Origin of the sequence: Rothia kristinae (genome assembly GCF_016028855.1) — a bacterium.
GTDB lineage: Bacteria > Actinomycetota > Actinomycetes > Actinomycetales > Micrococcaceae > Rothia > Rothia kristinae.
Map to the genome: position 1 here is coordinate 2,062,793 of NZ_CP065738.1, position 22,621 is coordinate 2,085,413.

Sequence of the window (22,621 nt, forward strand, 5' to 3'; positions counted from 1 at the left end):
ATGCCCGCGCCCGGGCTCGGCACCCAACCCGTGCGAGCCGTGGATCTGCGGCTGCTCAGCGCGGCGGCCGCGGCCTGGACGGCCGCACTCCTCGCCCCCGGCCACCAGCCCCGGGCCCTGCTGGCTGCCGCCGGGATCTGTGCTGCGGGCGCCCTGGTCGGCGCCGGACTGCTCATCCCGGCGGCCATCGGGCACCGTCGCGGTCCCCGGACCCGAGGTGCGGTCCCGGAGGATCCCGGGGATGGGGGACGGGCGGGTCGGTCCCCGAGATCCGGTCCCCGCGGGCTGCTCCCGCGGGCTCGCGCCGTCCTCGGTGCCCTGGTGATCGCGGCGGTTGGGGCGGGCCTGGTGCTGACCAGCGCCGGCCTGCAGGCGAGGGACCCGGTGGCCCTCGCTCTGGCGGAAGCCGCCCGCGCGAGCACCGACGGCGAATCGGGCACCGACGCCGAGTCATCGGTCGACGGCGCCGCCACCGGGGCGGGGCAGACCCCGGCCTCGTCCGCCGAGACGAACCCCGCGGAGACCGCCGTCCGCCTGGTCGCGCGCGTCGCGGAGGACCCCAGGGAGGTGGAGGGCCGCTTCGGCTCCCGGTGGGCCGTGCCCACCACGGTCCTGGCCGTGCAGCGCGGGCCCACCGGGGAGACGGCGGCGGGCTCGGCGGCGGTGACGCTGTGGTTCGGCGCCGATCCGACGGCGCGCCTGGCCGAGGCCGGCACCGCACCGGTCCTGCTGGCCGGCGTCGTGAGCGCCGGGCGCGGTGGGGAGCCGCAGATCTCGGTGGCCGCCGTGATCGGCCCGGCGGACCCGGACCACGCCGGATCGGGCGGTGCGTCGTCGGGCTCCGCCGACAGGACCGGTGCGCGGCCGGGGATCCTGGAGCGGGCCCGGGAGCGCACCGAGGCCCGGGCCCGGGACCTGCTCGCCCCGGACACCGCCGCCCTGGTGCTGGGCATGGCCTACGGGGATGACGAGTCCCTCTCGGAGCCGACCGCCGAGGACATGAAGACTGCCGGGCTCACCCACCTGACGGCCGTGTCCGGGTCCAACGTCGCGATCGTGCTGCTGCTCGGGGTCCACGCGGTGCGCTGGACCCGCTGCCCACGGGCGGTGACCCTGCTCGCCGGGATCGCGGCGGCCGGGGCGTATCTGCTGCTGGTCGGTCCGGACCCCAGCATCCTTCGCGCCACCGTCATGGGGGTGCTCGGCGGGATCAGCGTGGCCGCCGGGCGCGGCGGATCCAGCGGGGCGGCCCTGTGGGTCAGCACCGTCGTGCTGCTCACGGTGGACCCGAGCCTGGGCGCCGACGCCGGGTTCGTCCTGTCCGTGGCGGCCACCGCCGGGATCATCCTGCAGGGCCCGGCCGTGTGCCGGCTGCTGTGCGGGGTGGCCTGGCGGTGGCTGGCCGAGGCGCTGGCCATCAGCATCGTCGCGAGCCTCTGGTGCGCGCCCTATCTGGTCCACCTGTCCGGGTTCTGGGGGCCGTGGACGGTCCCGGCCAACGTGCTGGCGGCCCCCGCGGTCCCTCTGGGCACGGTCTGCGGTCTGCTGGCCGTGTGCTCGTCCGGGGTGGGCCCGCTGGCGGATCCGCTGCTGCTGGGCGCCGGTGTCTGTGCCCGATGGATCGAGGCGGTGGCCCACGGGATCGGGCAGGCACCGGCCGCCCGGGTGCCCACCGGGGACGGGCCCGGCGCCGTCGTCCTGGCCGGGCTGTTCGCGGGATTGGCCGCGGTGGCCCTGCAGCTGGCGGACCCGGCGCGCCGGGCTACCATGAAGGAGCTGCCCGACAGTCTGCGGGCCAGCCTGGCCGCCGAGGAGGAAGGACCCCCATGCCCCCGCGCCGCCGCAGCGCCGAGACCGAGCAGACCTCCTGGCGCAGCGTGGAACCGGCCCCCGTGATCTTGCTCAGCGGTTCGGAGGAGCACTTCGCGACCCAGGCCCGACGTCGCGTGCTCGCCCGGATGCGCGAACAGCGCGGGGAGGTCGAGGTCCACGAGCTCTCCGCCCAGGACTACGCCCCCGGAGCCCTGGCCCAGGCCACCGGCCCCTCCCTGTTCGGGGACGCCCGCCTGGTGCGGGTCCAGGAGCTGGAGCGGATGTCCGAGGAGTTCCTCACCGAGGCGCTCGCCTACGTCAAGGCCCCGGACCAGGAGTCCGTGGTCCTGCTGCACCACGGCGGCGGCAATCGCGGGAAGAAGCTGCTGGACGCGATCGGCAAGGCCGGGCACCCGGTGGTGTCCTTCCGGCCGCTGAAGACGGACCGGGACGCCTCGGAGTTCCTGCACGCCGTCGTGCGCGAGGCCGGGCGGCGCATCGAACCGGATGCCGTGCGGCTGCTGATCGCCGCGACCGGGCGCGACGCCGCCGAGCTGCACGCCGCGGCCCGGCAGCTGCTGGCCGACGGGCCCGCCACGATCACCGATGCCGTGGTGGAGCGGTACTACGGGGGACGCACCGAGGTCACGGCCTTCAAGGTCGCCGACGCCGCCGTCGCCGGGAACCCCGGATCGGCGCTGCGCGCGCTGCGCCAGGCCCTGGACTCCGGGGTGGACCCGGTGCCGCTGGTCGGCGCCCTGGCCATGCGGGTGCGCACGATCGCCCAGGTGCACGGACGCCGGGACAGTCCCGCCCAGCTGGCCCGGGACCTCGGCATGGCGCCCTGGCAGGCCGAGCAGGCCCAGCGGGACGCCCGCCGCTACGCCCCCGAGGCGCTGGGGGAGGTCATCCGGGCCCTGGCCGAGGCCGACGCGCAGGTCAAGGGCGAAGCCCAGGACCCGATCTACGCCCTGGAGCGGGCCGTGCTCACCCTGGCCACCGCGGGACGCCGCCGCTGACCAGCCGCCCGAGGCCTCCTCCCGCAGGATGGGTCTCCGGGTCTCCCGCCCTACGCGCGCAGCGGCGCGCCCGGGGCGGGGCCGAGCGGATGGGGGCGGGCCGTGCGGATGCGACGAGGCCCCGTCGCCTCCACCCCCGGAGGGGAGTGAGGGAACGGGGCCTCGAGCGGCTGGCCGTGAGGGGGCGTTACGCCAGGGAGTTCACCCGAGCGGCCAGACCGGACTTCTTGTTGGCCGCGTTGTTCTTGTGCAGTACGCCCTTGGAGACGGCCTGGTCGAACTTGCGGGAGGCGACGCGCAGGGCCTCGGCGGCCTCTTCCTTGCTGCCGGACTCCACGGCCGCGTTGACCTTGCGCACCGCGGTGCGCAGCTCGGACTTGTAGGCGTTGTTGCGCAGGCGGGCCTTCTCGTTGGTCAGGATGCGCTTCTTCTGGGACTTGATGTTCGCCACGTGAAAAGTTCTTTCTGTTCCGTCGAATGGGTCAGTGAGGGCAAACGCAGCGGATCGCGACTGAGCGGCGTGGGGATGCCGAGGGTTCCGTCATCGCTGCGCAGTGCCCGATGACCATCGGACACACAGCCGTCCACTCTAGCAGACCGCGGAGGTTCAGGCCACCGGTGGGGGAGCGCCGTCGGCCGCGACGACGAGGCCCCCGCCCGTCGCCTCAGCGGCGGCGGGGCACGGCGCGGACCACCCGCTCGAAGACCTCGCGCGGCAGCACCGCACCCTCCCGGCGCACAGTTCCGGGATCCACGCGGATCACCCGGTCCACCAGGATCTCGGAGGCCCGACCCTGCCGGTCCCACGGGCCGGAGCCGATGTCCAGGTAGCGGTCGTCGCGGTGCGCGGCGTTGGTGTGATCCTTGCTGGTCAGCATCAGCCCCAGCAGCCAGCGCCCGTCCCGACCCACCAGCAGCACCGGCCGGTCCTTGCCGCGCCGGTGATCCTCCTCGTAGGGCACCCAGGTCCACACGATCTCCCCGGGATCCGGCCGCCCGTCCGGGCGCGGCCCGTAGACTGCATCCAGGGCCCCGGTGTAGTCCCCGGGATAGGCTCCGGTGTTCCCGGCGCGGTGCTCGGACGGGGCGGCGACCGCCCCGGAGCCCCGCCGCGAGGAGGAGCTGCGGGTGGTCTCCGGCTGCTGGGAGGCGTACCGGCGCCAGAGGCGCTGGGCGGTGCGCAGCACGCGGGTCACGGTGCGGCGATCGATCTGCATGCTCCTCACCCTAGGCCACCGTCGGTCCCGCACGGGGCCGCCGCCCCCGCCCCGCGTCCACCCCGGGGCCCTCGCGCGGCGAGGAGCGGATGCGGGGAAACGGGCCCGCTCGTGGGAAACTGGGGCGAGGCGCGGATCAGCGTCGGGTCCCGTGCTCGGACCCGCTCGGCATCCCCGCGCCTGCCGAAAGCACCCGTTGACGAGCGGCGCCGTCTCCCCGCGCCAGGAAAGGATGCCCGTGGCCCCCCAGGCAGCCCACGCCCCGCAGCCCGCGGCGACGGACCCCGCGGTCCTGCGCAACTTCTGCATCATCGCGCACATCGACCACGGCAAGTCCACGCTGGCCGACCGCATGCTGCAGGCCACCGGCGTCGTGACCCCGCGGGAGATGAAGGCGCAGTACCTGGACCGGATGGACATCGAGCGCGAACGCGGCATCACCATCAAATCCCAGGCGGTGCGCATGCCCTGGGAGGTGGACGGCACCGCCTACGCCCTGAACATGATCGACACCCCCGGGCACGTGGACTTCACCTACGAGGTCTCCCGCTCCCTGGCCGCCTGCGAGGGCGCCCTGCTGCTGGTGGACGCCGCCCAGGGGATCGAAGCCCAGACCCTGGCGAACCTGTACCTGGCCATGGAGAACGACCTCACCATCATCCCGGTGCTGAACAAGATCGACCTGCCGGCCGCCCAGCCGGAGAAGTACGCCGAGGAGCTGGCCAACCTCATCGGGGTGGAGCCGGAGGACGTGCTGAAGGTCTCCGGCAAGACCGGCGAGGGCGTGCCGGAGCTGCTGGACCGGATCGTGCGCGACCTGCCCGCCCCCCAGGGTCGGCCCGACGCCGCGCCGCGGGCCATGATCTTCGACTCCGTCTACGACTCCTACCGGGGCGTGGTCACCTACGTGCGCGTCGTGGACGGGCGGCTCACCCCGCGCCAGAAGATCCAGATGATGTCCACCGGCGCCGAGCACGAGCTGCTGGAGATCGGGGTGATCTCCCCGGAGCCCAAGCCCACCGAGGGCCTCGGCGTCGGGGAGGTCGGGTACCTGATCACCGGCGTGAAGGACGTGCGCCAGTCCCGCGTCGGGGACACCGTCACGGACGCGAAGAAGCCGGCCGAGCAGAACCTCGGCGGCTACGAGGACCCCAAGCCCATGGTCTTCTCCGGGCTGTTCCCCATCGACGGCTCGGACTACCCCGTCCTGCGCGACGCCCTGGACAAGCTCAAGCTCAACGACGCCGCCCTGGTCTACGAACCGGAGACCTCCGCGGCCCTGGGCTTCGGCTTCCGCTGCGGCTTCCTGGGGCTGCTGCACCTGGAGATCGTGCGCGAGCGCCTGGAGCGGGAGTTCGACCTGGACCTGATCTCCACCGCGCCGAACGTCATCTACGACGTCGTCGCCGAGGACGGCACCTCCATGCGGGTGACCAACCCCTCCGAGTTCCCCGAGGGCAAGATCGCGGTGATCGAGGAGCCGATGGTGGCCTGCACGATCATCGTGCCCAGCGAGTTCATCGGCGCGGTCATGGAGCTGTGCCAGTCCCGGCGCGGGCAGATGGGCGGGATGGACTACCTCTCCCAGGACCGCGTGGAGCTGCGCTACCGGATGCCGCTGGCGGAGATCGTCTTCGACTTCTTCGACCAGCTGAAGTCCCGCACCCGCGGCTACGCCTCCCTGGACTGGAAGCTGGACGGGACCCAGGAGGCCGACCTGGTCAAGGTGGACATCCTGCTGCAGGGGGAGCGGGTGGACGCCTTCTCCGCGGTGACCCACCGGGACAACGCCTACTCCTACGGCACGGCGATGGCCGCGAAGCTGCGGGAGCTGATCCCGCGCCAGCAGTTCGAGGTGCCCATCCAGGCGGCCATCGGCTCGCGGATCATCGCCCGGGAGAACATCCGGGCCATCCGCAAGGACGTGCTGTCCAAGTGCTACGGCGGGGACATCTCCCGCAAGCGCAAGCTGCTGGAGAAGCAGAAGGAGGGCAAGAAGCGGATGAAGATGGTCGGGCGCGTGGAGGTCCCCCAGGAGGCGTTCATCGCCGCCCTGTCCTCCGGGGAGCAGACCAAGGACAAGCCGAAGAAGTGAGCCCGGCCCAGCCCACGGGGGATCCGGCCCCGTCCGACGGCCTGCTGCCGGCCTCGGTGCTCGACGGCGCCGAACGGCGCAGCCTGAGCCTCTACGTGCACGTGCCGTACTGCTCGGTGCGCTGCGGGTACTGCGACTTCAACACCTACGCCGCCGAGGACTTCGGCGACGGCGTGAACCGGCTCAGCTACGCCGAGGACGCGATCCGCGAGCTGGACCTGGCCGCCGGCGTCCTCACCCGCTCCGGCCTGCCGGCCCGCCCGTTCAGCACGGTGTTCTTCGGCGGGGGCACCCCGACCCGCCTGCCGGCCGAGGACCTGGCGCGGATCCTGCGCGCCGGGATCGAGCGCTTCGGCATCGCCGACGGCGCGGAGGTCACCACCGAGGCCAACCCGGATTCGGTGACCCGCGAGGACCTCGCCCTGCTGAAGGAGGCGGGGTTCACGCGCGTCTCCTTCGGGATGCAGTCCGCGGTGCCGCGGGTGCTGGCCGTGCTGGATCGCACCCACACCCCGGCCAACGTCCCCAAGGTGGTCTCCTGGGCCAGGGAGGTGGGCCTGCAGACCTCGGTGGACCTGATCAGCGGGGCGCCGGGGGAGACCCTGGCGGAATGGGAGACCTCGGTGCGCGCGGCCATCGACTGCGCCCCGGACCACATCTCGGCCTACTCGCTGATCGTGGAGCCGGGCACCAAGCTCGCCGCGCAGATCCGCCGCGGGGAGCTGTCCCCGGTGAACGACGACGCCCAGGCGGACATGTACCTGCTGGCCGACCGCCTGTTCGAAGACGCCGGGTACTCCTGGTACGAGGTGTCCAACTGGTCCCGCTCCGAGGCCACCCGCTCCCGGCACAATCTCGCCTACTGGCGCAACCGGGACTGGTGGGGGATCGGTCCCGGGGCGCACTCGCACGTCAACGGCGTGCGCTGGTGGAACCTGAAGCACCCCGTGCCCTACGCCCACCGGGTGCGTCAGGGCCTGTCCCCGGCGGCAGCCCGGGAGCACCTGGACGCGGACACCCGCTACGTCGAGGACGTGATGCTCGCCGCGCGCATCCGGGAGGGCCTGGCGATCGAGGATCTGCGCCAGCCCGGCCGGGAGGCGGTGGCCTGGCTCGAGGGCCAGGGGCTAATCGAGGCGCAGGCCCGGGCCGAGGGCAGGGTCGTGCTCACGCTGCGTGGGCGGCTGCTGGGGGACGCCGTCGTGCGCACCCTGCTGGGGGACTGAGCCGCAGGGACGTCCTCCAGGCGGGCTCGGGGCGAGCCGACCCCGGGGTTCGACGTCGGGGTCCCGGATCCGAGCCCGGTCGGGATCAGCCGCGGCGGGCGGAGATCCGATCCAGCAGCCGGGTGTTGAAGCGGTACTGGTAGGGGTTGCCCCGGTTCACGTGCACCCCGGCCACCAGGGAGGACAGCGCGAGGAAGACCCAGACCACGGCCGCGATGAGGCCGAACAGCCACCCGATGGCGGGCACGGGGGACAGGGCCACGCAGACCACGATCAGCACGCTCGGCAGGAGGGTGAAGTTCAGGGCCTCCCGGGACTCCTGGGCCGTGAAGCGACCCCGGGCGCGCAAGGTCAGGTAGATCAGGCCGGAGGGGATGCACCCCACCACCCCGCCGAAGTGGGCGAGGGTGGCCATCGTGCGGTCATCCTTGACGCTCAGCGGCTGCGGCATCGCGTTGGTCCCCTCGAAGGGAGGAGTCTGCTCGGTGGTGGAAGTGGTCCCCAAAACTTCTCGCTTCATCCTGTCTCGTCAGCGGCCGCGCGGGTCGTGCGGGCATCGCCTCCAGCTTACCGGGCCCGAACCGGCGACGGCGGAGGCCGGGATCACCCATGGCGAAGATCACATGAGGCGGTGGGGGTCAGGGGTGATCGGTGAGGAAGTCGATGATGTGCTCCACGGGACCGAGGATCCCGGGATCCAGGTCCGTGTAGCTGTTCACCCCGGCCAGGATCCGGCGCCAGGCCCGGCCGCGCTCGGCCGCGCTGGCATGGGGCCACCCGATCCGCCGCAGCACGCCGGTCTTCCAGTCCTCCCCCCGCGGGACCTGCGGCCAGGCGGACAGCCCCACGGCGCGCGGGCGCACCGACTCCCAGACGTCCACGTAGGGGTGGCCCACGAACAGCACGTGCTCGCGGGCCCCGGGCAGGCCCAGAGCCTGCTCGGCCAGACGGGACTCCTTGGAGCCGGGCACCAGGTGATCGGCCAGCACCCCCAGGCGTCGGCCCGGACCCGGCTGGAAGTCGCGGATGGTCTGCTCGACGTGATCCAGTCCGTGCATCGGCTCCACCACGATCCCCTCGACCCGCAGGTCATCCCCCCAGACCTTCTCCACCAGCTCGGCGTCGTGCACCCCCTCGACCAGCATCCGCGAGGCCCGCGCCGTGCGGGCCGGGGCCTGGGGGAGGGCGACCGAACCCGACCGGGTCCGGGCGGGCCCGCTCGGGGCGGCCCGGGGCGGCGGGGGGACCAGGCGCACGGGGCGGCCCTCGTACAGGAAGCCGTAGCCCAGCGGGAAGGCCCGCACCGCGCCGTGGCGGTCCTCCAGGCTGACCACCCGCTGCCCGCCGATGGTCTCCAGGCGCACCGCGGCCCCGACCCACCCGGTCTCCAGCTCCTCCAGGACCATCCCGGCGCGCACCGGCAGGTCCTCGGTGCGCGGGCCGCGGCGGGCGGCGGAGAGCTCCTCGAGGGACTGCGGCCCCCAGTCCTGTGCGTGCATCCTCGTCGCTCCTCCCTCGGCGGCCCGGTCGGCGATCTGCGACCGGCGGATCATCCCGACGTCGGCGGCCGGCGCGCTCCGGACCCGGCCCGCGCTTTCCTCGATATCGGCACGGGCGTAGGATTAGCACTCGGGTCATCCGAGTGCCAGATCGGACCGCGCCGCGCGCCCCCGACTCTAGCGCCGCAGCCGGCCCCCGGCCCAGCCCGGGCCCCGCCGATCCGACCCGTGTCCTCGGCCATCGCCGTCCCCGGCAGAACACCAGGAGCCAGACCGTGAACCATCCGCGCCGCCTCGAGGTGCTCAGCGCCATCGTGGAGGACTACGTGCATTCGCGGGAGCCGGTGGGATCCAAGGCCCTCGTCGAGCGGCACCGGCTCGGCGTCTCCAGCGCGACGGTGCGCAACGACATGGCCGCCCTGGAGGATGAGGGCCTGATCGCCGCCCCGCACGCCAGCGCCGGGCGCATCCCCACGGACAAGGGCTACCGCGCCTTCGTGGACCGCATCGACGCCGTGCGGCCGCTGACCCCGGCCCAGCGCCGGGTCATCGTCGAGTTCCTCGGCTCCTCCCACGATCTCGACGAGGTCATGGCCCGCACGGTGCGCCTGCTCTCCCAGCTGACCCACCAGGTCGCCGTCGTGCGCTATCCCCGGCGCACCGGGGAGCGGGTCCGGCACCTGGACCTGGTGCCCCTGGAGCCGGACACGGCCCTGCTGATCCTCATCACCAGCCGCGGGCGCGTGCTGCAGCAGCCGGTGCCCCTGCCCGTCGACGCCGGGCACGCGGGGGAGGACCTCGCCCTGCTGCGCACCCGCCTGCTGGAGGAGCTGGTCGAGGCCCCGCTGGATGCGGCTGCGGCCCGCGCCGACACCGTGCTCGCCACCCTGCCGCCCGGGGCGCGCGAGGCCGGGGCGCGGGTGATGGCGGGCCTGGCGGGCCTGGCCGACGGCGGCGCGCAGGACCGGCTGCTGATGGCCGGGACCAGCTACCTCGCCCAGTCCACCCGGGACTTCCGCAGCAGCATCGCCCCGATCCTGGATGCGCTGGAGGAGCAGGTCGTCATGCTGCGCCTGCTCTCGGAGCTCGGGGAGGAGCACCCCGGAGCCACCGGCGTCTCGGTGCGCATCGGCGCCGAGAACGCCGCGACCCCCCTGACCGACGCCTCGGTCGTGGCCAGCGGGTACGGTCCGGCCGGCAGCGCCCAGCTGGGCGTGGTCGGACCGACCCGCATGGACTACCCCGAGACCATGGCCGCCGTGCGGGCCGTGGCCCGCTACCTCTCGCGCCTGCTGCGCGAGGACCAGCCCTGACCCGCACCCGACCCTGACCATCGACCCCGCCACGCGGTGAGCACACCGCGAGAAGAAGGAACGAGCACACCGTGAGCAGCCACTACGAAACCCTCGGCGTCTCCCGCGACGCCAGCCCCGAGGAGATCAAGAAGGCCTACCGGAAGAAGGCCCGCACCCTGCATCCCGACGTCAACCCCTCCCCGGAGGCCGCCGAGGAGTTCAAGCGCGTCTCCCACGCCCACGACGTCCTCTCCGACCCGGAGAAGCGCCGGATCTACGACGCGACCGGCAACGAGAACGGCACCGCCGGCGGCTTCGGCGGTGGCGGCGGATTCCCCGGCGGGGGCTTCGGCTTCTCCGACATCTTCGAGACCTTCTTCAACGGCGCCCAGTCCTCCCGCGGCCCGGCCAGCCGGGCCCGGCAGGGCCAGGACGCCCTGATCACCGTGCGCATCGACCTGCGCGAGGCCGTGTTCGGCGCCGAGAAGGAGGTCATGGTCGACACCGCCGTGACCTGCCCGGAGTGCTCCGGGAAGGGCACCCAGGACGGCACCGAGCCGGAGACCTGCGAGGTCTGCCACGGGCGCGGGCAGGTCCAGCGCCAGGTCCAGTCCATCCTCGGCAACGTGGTGACCACCGCCGAGTGCCCGCACTGCCACGGCTTCGGCACCGTCATCAAGCACCCCTGCCAGGAGTGCTACGGCGAGGGCCGGGTGCGCCAGCGCCGGCCGCTGACCGTGAAGATCCCGGCCGGGGTGTCCACCGGCACCCGCATCCGGCTGTCCGGGCAGGGCGAGGCCGGCACGGGCGGGGGACCCAACGGCGATCTCTACGTGGAGATCCGGGTCAGCCCGGACGAGGTCTTCACCCGGGAGGGAGACGACCTGCACGCCAGCATCACCGTCCCGATGACCGCGGCCGCCCTGGGCACCTCGGTCACCCTGGAGACCTTCGACGGACCGCGCGAGGTCACCGTGGAGCCGGGCACCCAGAACGGGCAGACCATGACCCTGCGCGGCCTGGGCGCGACCCGCCTGCGCGGCAGCGGCCGCGGCGACGTGATCGCGCACCTGCAGGTCACGACCCCGACCCGCCTGAACGACGAGCAGCGCGAGCTGCTGCGGAAGCTGGCCCAGCTGCGCGGGGAGGACGACGGCGCCGGGCAGACCGTGCAGCGCGGCTCCGGGCAGGGCTTCTTCTCCCGGCTGCGCGACCGCTTCCAGGACTGACCCCGCCACCGCACAGGAGCCGCCATGACCCGCCCCGTCTTCCGCGTCCCCACCGATCTCCTGCGCGACGCGCGTTCGGAGGACTCCGTCGAACTGACCGGCCCGGAGGGCCACCACGCCCGCACCGTGCGTCGCCTGGGCCCCGGCGAGGAGCTGGATCTGGTCGACGGGCGCGGGCTGCGCGCCCCCGGCGTCGTCCGGGAGCTGCTGCCCGAGGGCCTGTTGGTGCGCCTGATGGCCGATCCCGCCCCGGAGCCGGTCGGCCGACTCGTGCTGGTCCAGGCCCTGGCCAAGGGGGACCGGGACCTGATGGCCGTGGAGATGGCCACCGAGCTCGGGGTCGCGGCGATCGTGCCGTGGCAGGCCGAGCGCAGCATCGTGCGCTGGAAGGGGGAGCGGGCCGCGCGCTCCCACGCCAAGTGGGAGCGCACCGCGGCGGCGGCCGCCAAGCAGGCCCGGCGCGCCGTCGTGCCCGACGTGCTGCCGCTGGCCGATCTGGAGGCCCTGCTCGGGCAGGTGGGCCCCGAGGACCTGGTGCTCGTGCTGCACGAGCAGGCCCGGAACCCGCTGAGCCGGGAGGTGCCCGCCCGCCTGCCGGATCCGCAGGGCCGGGGCCGGGTCCTGCTCGTCGTGGGTCCGGAGGGCGGGATCTCGCCGGAGGAGACGCGCCGGCTCGTCGCGGCCGGCGCGCACCCGGTGCGCCTGGGCCCGGAGGTGCTGCGCACCTCCACGGCCGGGGCCGCCGCCCTGGCCGTGCTGCAGGTCCTGTCCGGGCACTGGTCCCAGCTCGGTCCGGGGTCCGAGGGCGCCGATCCCGACGGGACGGATCCCCTGACCCCCGATCCCGACGAACCCGCCGCATCCTCCTGAGGATCCCTCCCGCCGGACCCCGGGCGCAGACGAGCCCGGGGGCGGGCGGGTAGGCTGGGATGGAGCATCCCGCCCCCGCGCACGCCCACCGTCGAAAGGCTCTCCGCCGCCGTGCTCTCCGATTCGCCGACCGGCGACTCCCGCCCGCTGTCCGTCTCCCGCACGTATGCCTTCGCCTCGCGCGAGGCGATGATCGGGGCCTTGGGCCCCCAGGACTCCTCGCTGCTGGTCATCGAACAGGCCTTCCCCGACGTCTCCCTGCACCTGCGCGGCCTGGAGGTCGGGGTCAGCGGTCCCTCCGCCCAGGTGCAGCTGGTGCTGCGTCTGCTCGAGGAGCTGGAGGCCCTGGCCCGGCAGGACACCCGCATCACCGTGCAGACCGTCCAGCGGCTCACGGACCTGCTCGTGCGCAACATGGCCCAGGCCGCGCCGAGCCTGACGCAGAACATCCTCTCCAGCCGGGGCCGGAAGATCCGCCCCAAGACCGTCAACCAGTCCGCGTACGTCGAGGCGATCGACGCGAACACGGTCGTGTTCGGCATCGGCCCGGCCGGCACCGGCAAGACCTACCTGGCGATGGCCAAGGCCGTGCAGGCCCTGCAGGCCAAGGAGGTCAACCGGATCATCCTGACCCGCCCGGCGGTGGAGGCGGGGGAGTCCCTGGGCTTCCTGCCCGGCAGCCTCAACGAGAAGATCGACCCGTACCTGCGTCCCCTCTACGACGCCCTGCACGACATGATGGACCCGGATTCCATCCCCCGGCTCATGGAGGCCGGGACCATCGAGGTCGCGCCGCTGGCCTACATGCGCGGGCGCACCCTCAACGACGCCTTCGTGATCCTCGACGAGGCGCAGAACACCACCGCGGAGCAGATGAAGATGTTCCTGACCCGCCTGGGCTTCGGCTCCAAGATGGTCATCACCGGGGACGTCACCCAGGTGGATCTGCCCCGGGGGGCCGCCTCGGGGCTGCGGCAGGTGCAGACGATCCTGCGCGATGTGCAGGACGTGCACTTCGCGCGCCTGGAGGCCGTGGACGTCGTGCGCCACCAGCTGGTCAGCGACATCGTCACCGCCTACGGGCGGTGGGAGCAGGATTCCGCCCACGCCCGGGACAAGCGGGCGCGCGACGCCGCCCGGGCGGGTTCCGCGGACTCCCGGAGAGACTCGCGGGACGCCGGGAGCGCCGGGGCGGATGCGGGGGAGCGGGCATGATCCTGGACATCGAGGTCTCCGAGCCGAGCACCGACGCCGAGCGCACGGCCTTCGCGGAGGTGGACCTGGCCCAGCTGCGCGCCCTGGTGGACTTCGCCGGCGCCCGTCTGCACCTGGGGAAGGAGGTCGAGCTGTCCCTGGCCGTGGTCACCGACGAGCAGATGGCCCAGCTGCACCGGCAGTGGATGGATCTGCCCGGGCCCACGGACGTGATGTCCTTCCCGATGGACGAGCTGAGGCCCGGCACCGCCGAGGACCCGGCGGCCGGGGTGCTCGGCGACGTCGTGCTGTGCCCGACGGTGGCCCGGGAGCAGGGTGAGCGCGCGGGGCACGGAACGGCCGATGAGCTGTGCCTGCTCACCGTGCACGGGATCCTGCACTGCCTGGGCTATGACCACGCCGAACCCGAGCAGGAGCGGGAGATGTTCGCTCTGCAGCGGCGGATCCTGGAGGACTTCCTCGGACACCCCGCCCCGGTCGAGACCCGCCACTAGAAGGAGGCCGTCATGAGCACCGTCCTGCTGATCCTCGCCGTCCTCGTCCTGCTGGGCCTGGCCTTCCTGATGACCGCCGCGGAGTCCGCGTTCACCTACCTGCCCCGCCACGAGGCGGAGACCGTCAGCCGGGAGGAGGGGCGGGCCAGCCTGCGTGCGGTGCTGGCCGATCCCCGGCCGCACATGTACGCACTGCGCTTCACCCGCATCGTGGGGGAGTCCGCGGTCAGCGTGATCCTCCTGCTGCTGCTGATGCGGGTGCTGCCCTGGGTCTGGCTGGCGGCGGTGCTGACCGTGCTGCTGGCCTCCCTGGCGGGCTTCGTGCTGGTCGGGGTCGCCCCGCGCCACCTAGGCCGGGCCCATCCGCTGCGGGTGGCCGGTGCCACGGCGAAGCTGCTGCGGGCCCTGACCCGAGGCATGGGGCCCGTGCCCCGCTGGCTGATGCGACTGGGGGCGCGGATCTCCCCGGCCACCGAGGAGAACGCCGGATTCTTCACCGAGGAGGAGCTGCGCGAGTTCGTGGACCGGGCCTCCACCACGGATCTGATCGAGGACAGCGAGGCGGCCATGCTGCACTCGATCTTCGAGCTGGACGACACCCGCATCCGCGCCGTGATGGTGCCGCGCCCGGACATCGTCAGCTTCGAGGCCGAGGACACCCTGGACAACGCCCTGAACCTCTTCCTGAGGTCCGGCTACTCCCGCATCCCCGTGCTGGGCGAGGACGTCGACGACGTGCGCGGCTTCCTGTACCTGAAGGACGTCGCCGAGGCGATGCTCGCGGATCGGGGCCGGGCCCGCGAGCGCGGCGTCGGGCAGCTGCTGCGTCCGGCCAGGTTCGTCCCCGAGTCCCAGAAGGTCTCGGAGCTGCTGCCCCAGATGCAGCGGGAGGGGACCCACATCGCCGTCGTGGTGGACGAGTACGGCGGCACGGCCGGGCTGGTCACGCTGGAGGATCTCATCGAGGAGCTGGTGGGAGAGATCGTGGACGAGTATGATGCCGCGGCCCCGGAGGTCACCGCCGAGGGGGATGCCTACCTGGTCTCGGCCCGGCTGTCGGTGGGGGACCTGGGAAACCTGTTCGACCTGGACCTGGAGGACGACGACGTGGATACGGTCGGGGGGCTGCTGGCCAAGGCCCTGGGGCGGGTGCCGATCGTCGGGTCGGAGGCGCAGATCTACGGGCTGAAGCTGAAGGCCGTTAGGCTCGAAGGACGCCGCAACCGGGTGGGCACGGTCCTGGCCAGCCCCGTCGCCCCGGAGCCGGCCGAGTCCGCCGCCGAGCACGAGGAGTGACCATGGAATTCGCCGCCGTTCCCGAGGGCTTCCGGGCGGGCTTCGCCGTGCTCGTCGGGCGCCCCAATGCCGGGAAGTCCACCCTGACCAACGCCCTGGTGGGTCAGAAGGTGGCCATCACGTCCAACCGTCCGCAGACCACCCGGCACACGATCCGGGGGATCGTGCACCGTCCCGAGCACCAGCTGATCCTCATCGACACCCCGGGGCTGCACCGGCCGCGCACCCTGCTGGGTCAGCGGCTGAACGACCTGGTGGCCGAGACCCTGGCGGAGGTGGACGTCATCGGGTTCTGCCTGCCGGCCGATGAGCGGATCGGTCCCGGGGATCGCTACATCGCCGCGCAGCTGGCCGCGGCCGGGAACCGGCCCGTCGTCGCGATCGTCACGAAGGCGGATGCGGTGCCTCCGCAGCGTCTGGCCGAGCAGCTGCTGGCCGTGCAGGCCCTCGGCGAGGAGACCATGGTCGCCGAGCAGGAGGCCCGCCGGCAGCGTCGGGCCCGACGCCGCGGCTCCGGCGCGGGTGCGCCGAAGGCCGAGTCCGATGCCGGTCGCTCCGGCTGGGCCGACGTCATCCCCGTCTCCGCGGTCAGCGGCTACCAGGTGGAGGCGGTCGCGCAGGTGCTGGGCTCCCACCTGCCGGTCTCCCCGCCGCTGTACCCGGAGGGGGATCTCACGGATGAGCCGGAGGCGGTGATGATCGCCGAGCTGGTGCGCGAGGCGGCCCTGGAGGGGGTCCGGGACGAGCTGCCGCACTCGGTGGCCGTCACGGTCGAGGAGATGGTCGACCGGGAGGGTCGCCCCGCCGAGGACCCGATGGTGGATGTGCACGTGAACCTGTACGTGGAGCGGGAGTCCCAGAAGGCCATCATCATCGGGCGCCGGGGCTCGCGGCTGAAGGAGATCGGCACCAAGGCCCGGGCCGGGATCGAGCCCCTGCTGGGGGCGAAGGTGTACCTGAGCATCCACGTGAAGGTCGCCAAGGACTGGCAGCGCGATCCGCGCGCCCTGGGCCGGCTGGGGTTCTGACCCCGACTCACGGGCGGCATTCAGCCGGGCGTCGTAGAATCGAGCGCGACCCCGGCCTCTTCCCCCAGGAGACTCCGTGCCAGAAACCTCCAGCGCCCCCGAGCAGGACGTCCGCGCCGTGCCCCGCGGTCGGCACTTCCGCAACGACGGACTGGTCTCGCGCAGCGGCCTGTGGGCCGCGCTGTGCTGCATCGCCCTGCTGCTGGTCGTGATGGGCGCCGGCGGCGTCGCGGCCCTGCGGCTGCGGCACAACGTCAGCACCGACGCCCTGAACCTCGGGGGCAGCGAGAACCTCGAGGACGGTCCCCTGGACATCCTGGTGATCGGATCGGACACCCGCGCCGGGGCCAACAGCGCCTACGGCGACGCCGCCGATGCCTCCTCGGGGGCCCGCTCGGATGTGATGATGCTGGTGCAGATCAGTCAGGACCGGCAGAACGTCAGCGTCGTCTCCTTCCCCCGGGACCTGATGGTGGACATCCCGCAGTGCACCAACCAGAAGACGGGGCAGACCTACCCTGAGTCCCCGGACACCCAGATCAACGAATCCCTGGATCACGGCGGGCCGGGGTGCTCGGTGGCCACGATCAACAAGATCACCGGGATCAACATCGACCACTTCATGCTCGTGGACTTCAACGCCGTCAAGCAGCTCAGCTCCGTGGTGGGAGGGGTGCAGGTCTGTGTGGACCAGGCGGTCGATGATCCCTACTCGGGGCTGAAGCTGCCCAAGGGGGAGTCGGAGGTGGAAGGGGAGCAGGCCCTGTCCTTCCTGCGCTCCCGCCACGGCTTCGGCGACGGCTCGGACACCACCCGGATCAAGGCCCAGCAGGCGTTCCTGGCCTCGCTGCTGCGCAAGGTCAAGGCGCAGGGGACCCTGACCAACCCGGGGACGATGTACCGGATCGCGGAGGCGATCACGCAGAACGTGACCGTGGATTCCGGGCTGACCGATCCCAGCACCCTCGTGTCGATCGGCAGCATCTTCGCCGGCGTCGACCTGGACAAGGTGGTCTTCGCGACGGTGCCGAACGAGGCCTATCCGGCCAACCCGAACAAGCTGCAGCTGTCCGACTCCGCGCAGCAGGTCTTCGCGACCCTGCGCAAGGACGGATCCCTGGCGGCGAAGGAGCAGCCCTCCGCCTCCGCCTCCGCGCAGCCCTCCCCGTCGGCGTCGGTGGACCGCTCCGTGCCGGTCTCGGTGATCGATGCGACCGGCACGAGCTCCCAGGGGGAGCACGTGGCCGACCTCGTGGAGAAGCTGGGCTACACGCAGGTCACGCACCAGCAGGCCCAGAACCAGCTGGCCGGCACGACCGTCTACTACAGCACCGGCTATGAGGAGCAGGCGGAGCAGATCGGTCAGGCCCTGGGGGTTGCGGCGGAGCAGATCCAGCCCAGCGAGGCCTACGCCGGGGTCGCGGTGCTGCCCGGGCTGGACTTCACCTCGGGCGACAAGGTCAAGGCCGATGACCAGGAGATCGTCGGCGGCGCCTCCGGGCAGACCGCGCAGGAGTCCCCCTGCCAGCAGGCCTTCGGGTACTAGGCCCGGGCGGCCCGCGCGGTGCAGGAACGCCCGAGCCGGTCCCGGTTCGTCCATTATCTGGACTCCGGGGCGGGCAGGGGGCGTGCGGCGGGGCGCGGTGATACGTTGCTGATGTGATGCACACGGCAGTACTCCGACGCCTTAGCCGCCGCAGCGAGGTCAGCTTCCCCTAGGCCGACCCCCTCGCTGCGGAGCCGCCGCCCGCGTCGACCGCCCATCCTGACCCAGGAAGAAGGCGAGTGCCTTGCCCAACCGCCAGCAGCCCTCCCCGATGCCCACCCATCGGTATCGTCCCTATCTCGAGCAGCTGCCCGTGTCCCTGCCGGACCGCACCTGGCCGGACCGGGTCATCACTCAGGCCCCGCGCTGGTGCGCGGTGGACCTGCGCGACGGGAACCAGGCCCTGGCCGATCCGATGGACACCGACCGCAAGCTGGCCATGTTCAAGCTCCTGGTGGCCATGGGCTACAAGGAGATCGAGGTCGGCTTCCCCTCGGCCTCCCAGACGGACTTCGACTTCGTGCGCACCCTCATCGAGGGTCGGCACATCCCCGAGGACGTCACGATCCAGGTGCTGGTCCAGTGCCGGGAGCACCTGATCGAGCGCACCTACGAGGCCATCGAGGGCGCCCCCTCCGCGATCGTGCACTTCTACAACTCCACCTCGGTGCTGCAGCGCCGGGTGGTCTTCCAGGCGGATCAGGACGAGATCCTGGACATCGCCCTGCGCGGGGCCCGGCTGTGCGCCAAGTACGAGGAGCAGCTGGGCAGCGCCGTGCCCATCACCTACGAGTACTCTCCGGAGTCCTACACGGGCACCGAGGTCCAGTACGCGGCCCGGGTCGCCAACGCCGTCGCCGCCGAGCTGGGGGTCGGCGACGGCCGCGAGGTCATCATCAACCTGCCGGCCACCGTAGAGATGGCCACCCCCAACATCTACGCCGACTCCATCGAGTGGATGCACCGGCACCTGGAGCACCGGGAGAACGTGGTGCTGTCCCTGCACCCGCACAACGACCGCGGCACCGGTGTGGCCGCGGCCGAGCTGGGGTACCTGGCCGGGGCCGACCGGATCGAAGGGTGCCTGTTCGGCAACGGCGAGCGCACCGGCAACGTGGACCTGGTGACGCTGGGACTGAACATGCTGACCCAGGGCGTGGATCCGCAGATCGACTTCTCCGACATCGAGCACATCCGCCACACCGTGGAGTACGCGAACCAGCTGCGCGTGCCCGAGCGCACCCCCTACGGCGGGGAGCTGGTCTTCACGGCCTTCTCCGGGTCCCACCAGGACGCCATCAAGAAGGGCTTCGATGCGATGGCCCAGCGGGCGGAGCAGACCGGGCAGGACCCCGCGGACATGGAATGGGCGGTGCCGTACCTGCCGATCGACCCGAAGGACGTCGGGCGCGACTACGAGGCCGTGATCCGGGTAAACTCCCAGTCCGGCAAGGGCGGGATCGCCTACCTGCTGCAGCGGCAGAAGGGCCTGGAGATGCCCAAGCGGGCGCAGGCCGAGTTCTCCGCGCTGGTCCAGGCGCGCACCGACGAGCAGGGCGGGGAGATCACCAGCGTCGCCCTGTGGGAGATCTTCCGGGACGAGTACCTGCCGGCCGAGGAGCCGGGGGCTGCGCGCTGGGGCCGGTTCCGCATCGCCTCGATGACCACCGAGGCCGCAGACACGGGGGACACGACGCTGCGGGTGCGGCTGGAGGCCGGGGGCCGTGTCCTGGAGCGCTCCGGCACCGGCAGCGGCCCGATCGACGCGATGACGCAGATCCTCTCCCGCGAGGGAGTGGATGTGCGCGTGCTGGACTACTCCGAGCACGCGCTGAGCTCGGGGGAGTACGCCCAGGCCGCCAGCTACGTCGAGGCGGCCGTGGGGGATCGGGTGCTGTGGGGCGTGGGCATCGACGCCAACACCACCCGCGCCGGGCTGAAGGCCGTGGTCTCCGCGGTGAACCGCGCGCTGCGCTGAGTCGGGGCGTTCGGATCGGCCCGTGCCGTGGCCGCCGTCGGCCGGGACCCTGCGCTCCCGGCCTCGAGCGGGCTGCCGTGGGAGAATGGAGGCGTGCCTCTGACCGCGATCCCCGCCCGCAGCTCCCGGGACCTGCTGCTGATCCTCGCGACCCACCCCCTGGGGGAGGCCGACCGGATCATCGTGGGTCTCACCGCCCACCACGGGATGCTGCGCGCGGTGGCCAAGGGGGTGCGGCGGGCCTCGTCGAAGATGGGGGCGCGCCTGGAGCCGTTCATGGTCGCGGACGTCTCCTTCGTCTCCGGACGCTCCCTGGCCACGATCACCCAGGCCGTGACCGTCAAGGCCTACTCCGCCCCGCTGGTGGCCGATTGGGACGCGTATCTGGCGGCCAGCGCGATCTGCGAGGTCGCCGACCGCATCGGGCAGGGGGAGCAGGACACGGCCGCGGCGCTGTTCCCCCTCACGGCCGGGGCGCTGTCGGCCCTGGCGCGGCACCTGCACGATCCGCGCGACGTCCTGGACTCCTACCTGCTGCGCGCCCTGGCAGCGGCCGGCTGGTCGGTCAGCACGAACCGCTGCGTGCGCTGCGGGGGTGAGGCGGACCTTCTCGGGTGGTCCGTGCGCGACGGCGGCGCCGTCGGCTCCGGATGCCTGGAACCGGGGGACCGGCCCCTGCGCGCCGGGCATCTGGACCGCCTCGACGCCCTGGCCCGGGGCGACTGGGCCGCGCTGGACTCGGCGGACGACGATGCCTCGCGTCGTCGGACCGGGCGGCTGGTGCGGGCTTCGGTACAGTGGCACCTGGACCACGCGTTCCGGTCCTTCGATCTGCTGGAAGAAAGGCCTCGATGAATCAGCCGGTGCAGCCCTTCCCCCATCCCAGCGGTCGCACCGCGCCGGACATCCCCCGGCGCTTCGTGCCGCAGCACGTCGCGGTGGTCATGGACGGCAACGGCCGGTGGGCCAACGCCCGCGGTCTGCCGCGCAACGAGGGCCACAAGGCCGGGGAGCAGGCGCTGCTGGACGTCGTGGCCGGGGCCATCGAGATGGGGATCCCGTATGTCAGCGCCTACGCCTTCTCCACGGAGAACTGGAAGCGCTCCCTGGACGAGGTCAGCTTCCTCATGCGCTTCTGCACGGACGTGCTGGAGCGCCAGCTGGAGACCCTGAAGTCCTGGGGGGTGCGCATCCGGTGGGCCGGGCGCAGACCCCGACTGTGGACCTCGGTGATCCGGCAGCTGGAGCAGTGCGAGCGGGAGACCAGAGAGAACACGGTGTGCACGCTGGTGATGTGCGTGAACTACGGGGGCCGCGCCGAGATCGCCGATGCCGCCGCCGCCATCGCCGCCGACGCCGCGGCAGGGCGCCTGAAGCCGGGCTCGGTCACGGAGAAGACCTTCGCCCGGTACCTGGACGAGCCCGAGGTGCCCGACGTCGACCTGTTCCTGCGCACCTCGGGGGAGCAGCGCTTCTCCAACTTCCTCCTGTGGCAGTCGGCCTACGCGGAGATGGTCTTCATGGACGTGCTCTGGCCGGACATGGACCGGCTCGTGCTGTGGCGCGCGGTCGAGGAGTACGCCCGGCGGGACCGACGCTACGGGGCGGCCGTCGACAAGGCTTCAAGCAACACCTGAGATTGAACAACAGACCTTCAACTGCAACCTGAGATATAACGAGCGAGGATGAACATGGTGCGCTTCTACCCGACCTTCTTCCGCGTGGTCTTCTCCGGGATGGATCCCGAACGAGCCCACCGCATCGGCTTCGACGGCATCAAGGCGGCCCGGGCCACCGGCGCCTCCCGGCTCCTGCGGGTCCTGTGCGCCCCCCACCCGCAGCTGCGCACCCGCGCTCTGGGGCTGGACTTCCCGTCGCCCTTCGGTCTGGCCGCCGGCTTCGACAAAGGCGCAACCGGCGTCGCGGCGCTGGCGGATCTGGGGTTCGGGCATGTTGAGGTCGGCACCATCACGGCCCAGGCCCAGCCCGGCAATCCCCGCCCGCGGCTGTTCCGCCTCGTGCGCGACCGCGCCGTGATCAACCGCATGGGCTTCAACAACGACGGCGCCGGGGCCATCGGCCCGCGCCTGGCCGCGGCGCACGCGGACCTGGAGGGGGCTCGGAGCGGACGCCGCGTCCGCCCCGTGATCGGGGTGAACATCGGCAAGACCAAGATCGTGCCCCTGGAGGAGGCCACCGCGGATTACCTGGAGAGCACCCGCGCCCTGGCCCCGCAGGCCGATTACCTGGCCGTGAACGTCAGCTCCCCGAACACTCCCGGCCTGCGGGATCTGCAGACCGCGCAGAGCCTCGAGCCGCTGCTGCGCGCGGTCGGGGAGGAGGCGGACCGGGTGGCCGGGCGTCACGTGCCCCTGCTGGTGAAGATCGCCCCGGATCTGGAGGACGAGCAGATCCGGGAGATCGCCGAGCTGGCCGAGCGAGTCGGTCTGGACGGGATCATCGCGGTGAACACCACGATCGCCCGCGAGGGCCTGGGCCTGCGCAGCGACCCCGCGGAGGTGGCCGAGCGCGGCGCGGGCGGGCTCTCCGGCGAGCCCCTGCGTCGACGGGCCCTGGAGGTCCTGGATCTGCTGCGCGGCATCGTCCCGGAGTCCATGGCCGTCGTCTCGGTCGGCGGCATCACCACGGCCCAGGATGTCTACGAGCGCCTGGAGCACGGGGCAGACCTCGTGCAGGGCTACACCGCGTTCCTCTACGAGGGCCCGTTCTGGGTCCGCCGGATCAACCGCGGCCTACGCCGGCTGATGGCTCGGCGGGATCCCCGCCGCTCCCGCTGAGGCG

20 protein-coding genes are annotated in these 22,621 nt (G+C 72.6%); 16 read left to right on the plus strand and 4 right to left on the minus strand.

Annotation, left to right across the window (positions count from 1 at the left end; translation table 11 throughout):
* Window positions 1-1,896 (plus strand): ComEC/Rec2 family competence protein, encoded by a 1,896-nt coding sequence (locus I6G21_RS09060; RefSeq protein WP_129357514.1) that lies wholly within the window; start codon window positions 1-3, stop codon window positions 1,894-1,896.
* Window positions 1,827-2,831, plus strand: a complete 1,005-nt coding sequence (gene holA / locus I6G21_RS09065) for a DNA polymerase III subunit delta (RefSeq protein ID WP_129357513.1) — start codon at window positions 1,827-1,829, stop codon at window positions 2,829-2,831. Before I6G21_RS09060 ends, holA begins: the two co-directional genes overlap by 70 nt.
* A gap of 187 nt (window positions 2,832-3,018) precedes the next feature.
* Here holA and rpsT read toward each other — a convergent pair whose 3' ends face one another.
* Together rpsT and I6G21_RS09075 are read right to left on the minus strand one after the other, a co-directional pair.
* The gene (gene rpsT, locus I6G21_RS09070) at window positions 3,019-3,282 is read right to left on the minus strand and encodes a 30S ribosomal protein S20 (protein ID WP_058731236.1); all 264 of its coding nucleotides are present in this window, start codon (window positions 3,280-3,282) and stop codon (window positions 3,019-3,021) included.
* A 214-nt stretch (window positions 3,283-3,496) separates the two neighbouring features.
* On the minus strand, window positions 3,497-4,048 hold the full coding sequence (locus I6G21_RS09075; RefSeq protein WP_129357512.1) for a type II toxin-antitoxin system PemK/MazF family toxin: 552 nt from the start codon (window positions 4,046-4,048) through the stop codon (window positions 3,497-3,499).
* 232 nt (window positions 4,049-4,280) lie between these two features.
* On the opposite strand from I6G21_RS09075, the gene lepA reads away from it, so the two are divergent.
* Entirely contained in the window at window positions 4,281-6,143 is a 1,863-nt protein-coding gene (lepA, locus tag I6G21_RS09080; protein WP_174520372.1) for a translation elongation factor 4, read from the plus strand.
* Entirely contained in the window at window positions 6,140-7,369 is a 1,230-nt protein-coding gene (gene hemW, locus I6G21_RS09085; protein ID WP_129357511.1) for a radical SAM family heme chaperone HemW, read from the plus strand. The genes lepA and hemW overlap by 4 nt, the downstream gene beginning before the upstream one ends.
* A gap of 85 nt (window positions 7,370-7,454) precedes the next feature.
* Here the strand turns inward: hemW and I6G21_RS09090 are convergent, their stop codons facing one another.
* Together I6G21_RS09090 and I6G21_RS09095 are read right to left on the minus strand one after the other, a co-directional pair.
* Entirely contained in the window at window positions 7,455-7,874 is a 420-nt protein-coding gene (locus tag I6G21_RS09090) for a DUF4870 domain-containing protein (RefSeq protein WP_224799492.1), read from the minus strand.
* A gap of 133 nt (window positions 7,875-8,007) precedes the next feature.
* The gene (locus I6G21_RS09095) at window positions 8,008-8,868 is read right to left on the minus strand and encodes a DUF3097 family protein (protein ID WP_061225517.1); all 861 of its coding nucleotides are present in this window, start codon (window positions 8,866-8,868) and stop codon (window positions 8,008-8,010) included.
* A gap of 275 nt (window positions 8,869-9,143) precedes the next feature.
* On the opposite strand from I6G21_RS09095, the gene hrcA reads away from it, so the two are divergent.
* The 12 genes from hrcA (at window position 9,144) to I6G21_RS09155 (ending at window position 22,617) form a co-directional block, all read left to right on the plus strand.
* Window positions 9,144-10,181 carry a heat-inducible transcriptional repressor HrcA gene (gene hrcA, locus I6G21_RS09100; RefSeq protein WP_129357510.1) on the plus strand — a complete coding sequence of 346 codons (1,038 nt, stop codon included), beginning with the start codon at window positions 9,144-9,146 and terminating at the stop codon, window positions 10,179-10,181.
* A gap of 71 nt (window positions 10,182-10,252) precedes the next feature.
* The gene (dnaJ, locus tag I6G21_RS09105) at window positions 10,253-11,392 is read left to right on the plus strand and encodes a molecular chaperone DnaJ (protein WP_129357509.1); all 1,140 of its coding nucleotides are present in this window, start codon (window positions 10,253-10,255) and stop codon (window positions 11,390-11,392) included.
* Window positions 11,393-11,416: 24 nt separating this feature from the next.
* On the plus strand, window positions 11,417-12,262 hold the full coding sequence (locus tag I6G21_RS09110) for a 16S rRNA (uracil(1498)-N(3))-methyltransferase (RefSeq protein WP_064725342.1): 846 nt from the start codon (window positions 11,417-11,419) through the stop codon (window positions 12,260-12,262).
* Between the two features lie 189 nt (window positions 12,263-12,451).
* Window positions 12,452-13,477, plus strand: coding sequence for a PhoH family protein (locus tag I6G21_RS09115; RefSeq protein WP_081101595.1), 1,026 nt, complete (start codon window positions 12,452-12,454; stop codon window positions 13,475-13,477).
* The gene (gene ybeY / locus I6G21_RS09120; RefSeq protein WP_129357508.1) at window positions 13,474-13,971 is read left to right on the plus strand and encodes an rRNA maturation RNase YbeY; all 498 of its coding nucleotides are present in this window, start codon (window positions 13,474-13,476) and stop codon (window positions 13,969-13,971) included. Before I6G21_RS09115 ends, ybeY begins: the two co-directional genes overlap by 4 nt.
* 12 nt (window positions 13,972-13,983) lie before the next feature.
* On the plus strand, window positions 13,984-15,267 hold the full coding sequence (locus I6G21_RS09125) for a hemolysin family protein (protein ID WP_100463648.1): 1,284 nt from the start codon (window positions 13,984-13,986) through the stop codon (window positions 15,265-15,267).
* 2 nt (window positions 15,268-15,269) lie between these two features.
* Complete coding sequence (locus I6G21_RS09130) at window positions 15,270-16,295, plus strand: GTPase Era (protein WP_129357507.1); 1,026 nt, start codon at window positions 15,270-15,272, stop codon at window positions 16,293-16,295.
* A gap of 76 nt (window positions 16,296-16,371) precedes the next feature.
* A complete protein-coding gene (locus I6G21_RS09135; protein WP_099049732.1) occupies window positions 16,372-17,841 on the plus strand; it encodes an LCP family protein in 1,470 nt (489 codons plus the stop codon).
* A gap of 244 nt (window positions 17,842-18,085) precedes the next feature.
* Window positions 18,086-19,819 carry a 2-isopropylmalate synthase gene (gene leuA / locus I6G21_RS09140; protein ID WP_058730858.1) on the plus strand — a complete coding sequence of 578 codons (1,734 nt, stop codon included), beginning with the start codon at window positions 18,086-18,088 and terminating at the stop codon, window positions 19,817-19,819.
* Window positions 19,820-19,912: 93 nt separating this feature from the next.
* Entirely contained in the window at window positions 19,913-20,674 is a 762-nt protein-coding gene (gene recO, locus I6G21_RS09145) for a DNA repair protein RecO (RefSeq protein ID WP_165869965.1), read from the plus strand.
* Entirely contained in the window at window positions 20,671-21,456 is a 786-nt protein-coding gene (locus I6G21_RS09150) for an isoprenyl transferase (protein ID WP_064725340.1), read from the plus strand. Before recO ends, I6G21_RS09150 begins: the two co-directional genes overlap by 4 nt.
* 57 nt (window positions 21,457-21,513) lie before the next feature.
* Entirely contained in the window at window positions 21,514-22,617 is a 1,104-nt protein-coding gene (locus tag I6G21_RS09155) for a quinone-dependent dihydroorotate dehydrogenase (RefSeq protein ID WP_061225545.1), read from the plus strand.
* Window positions 22,618-22,621: the final 4 nt, after the last annotated feature.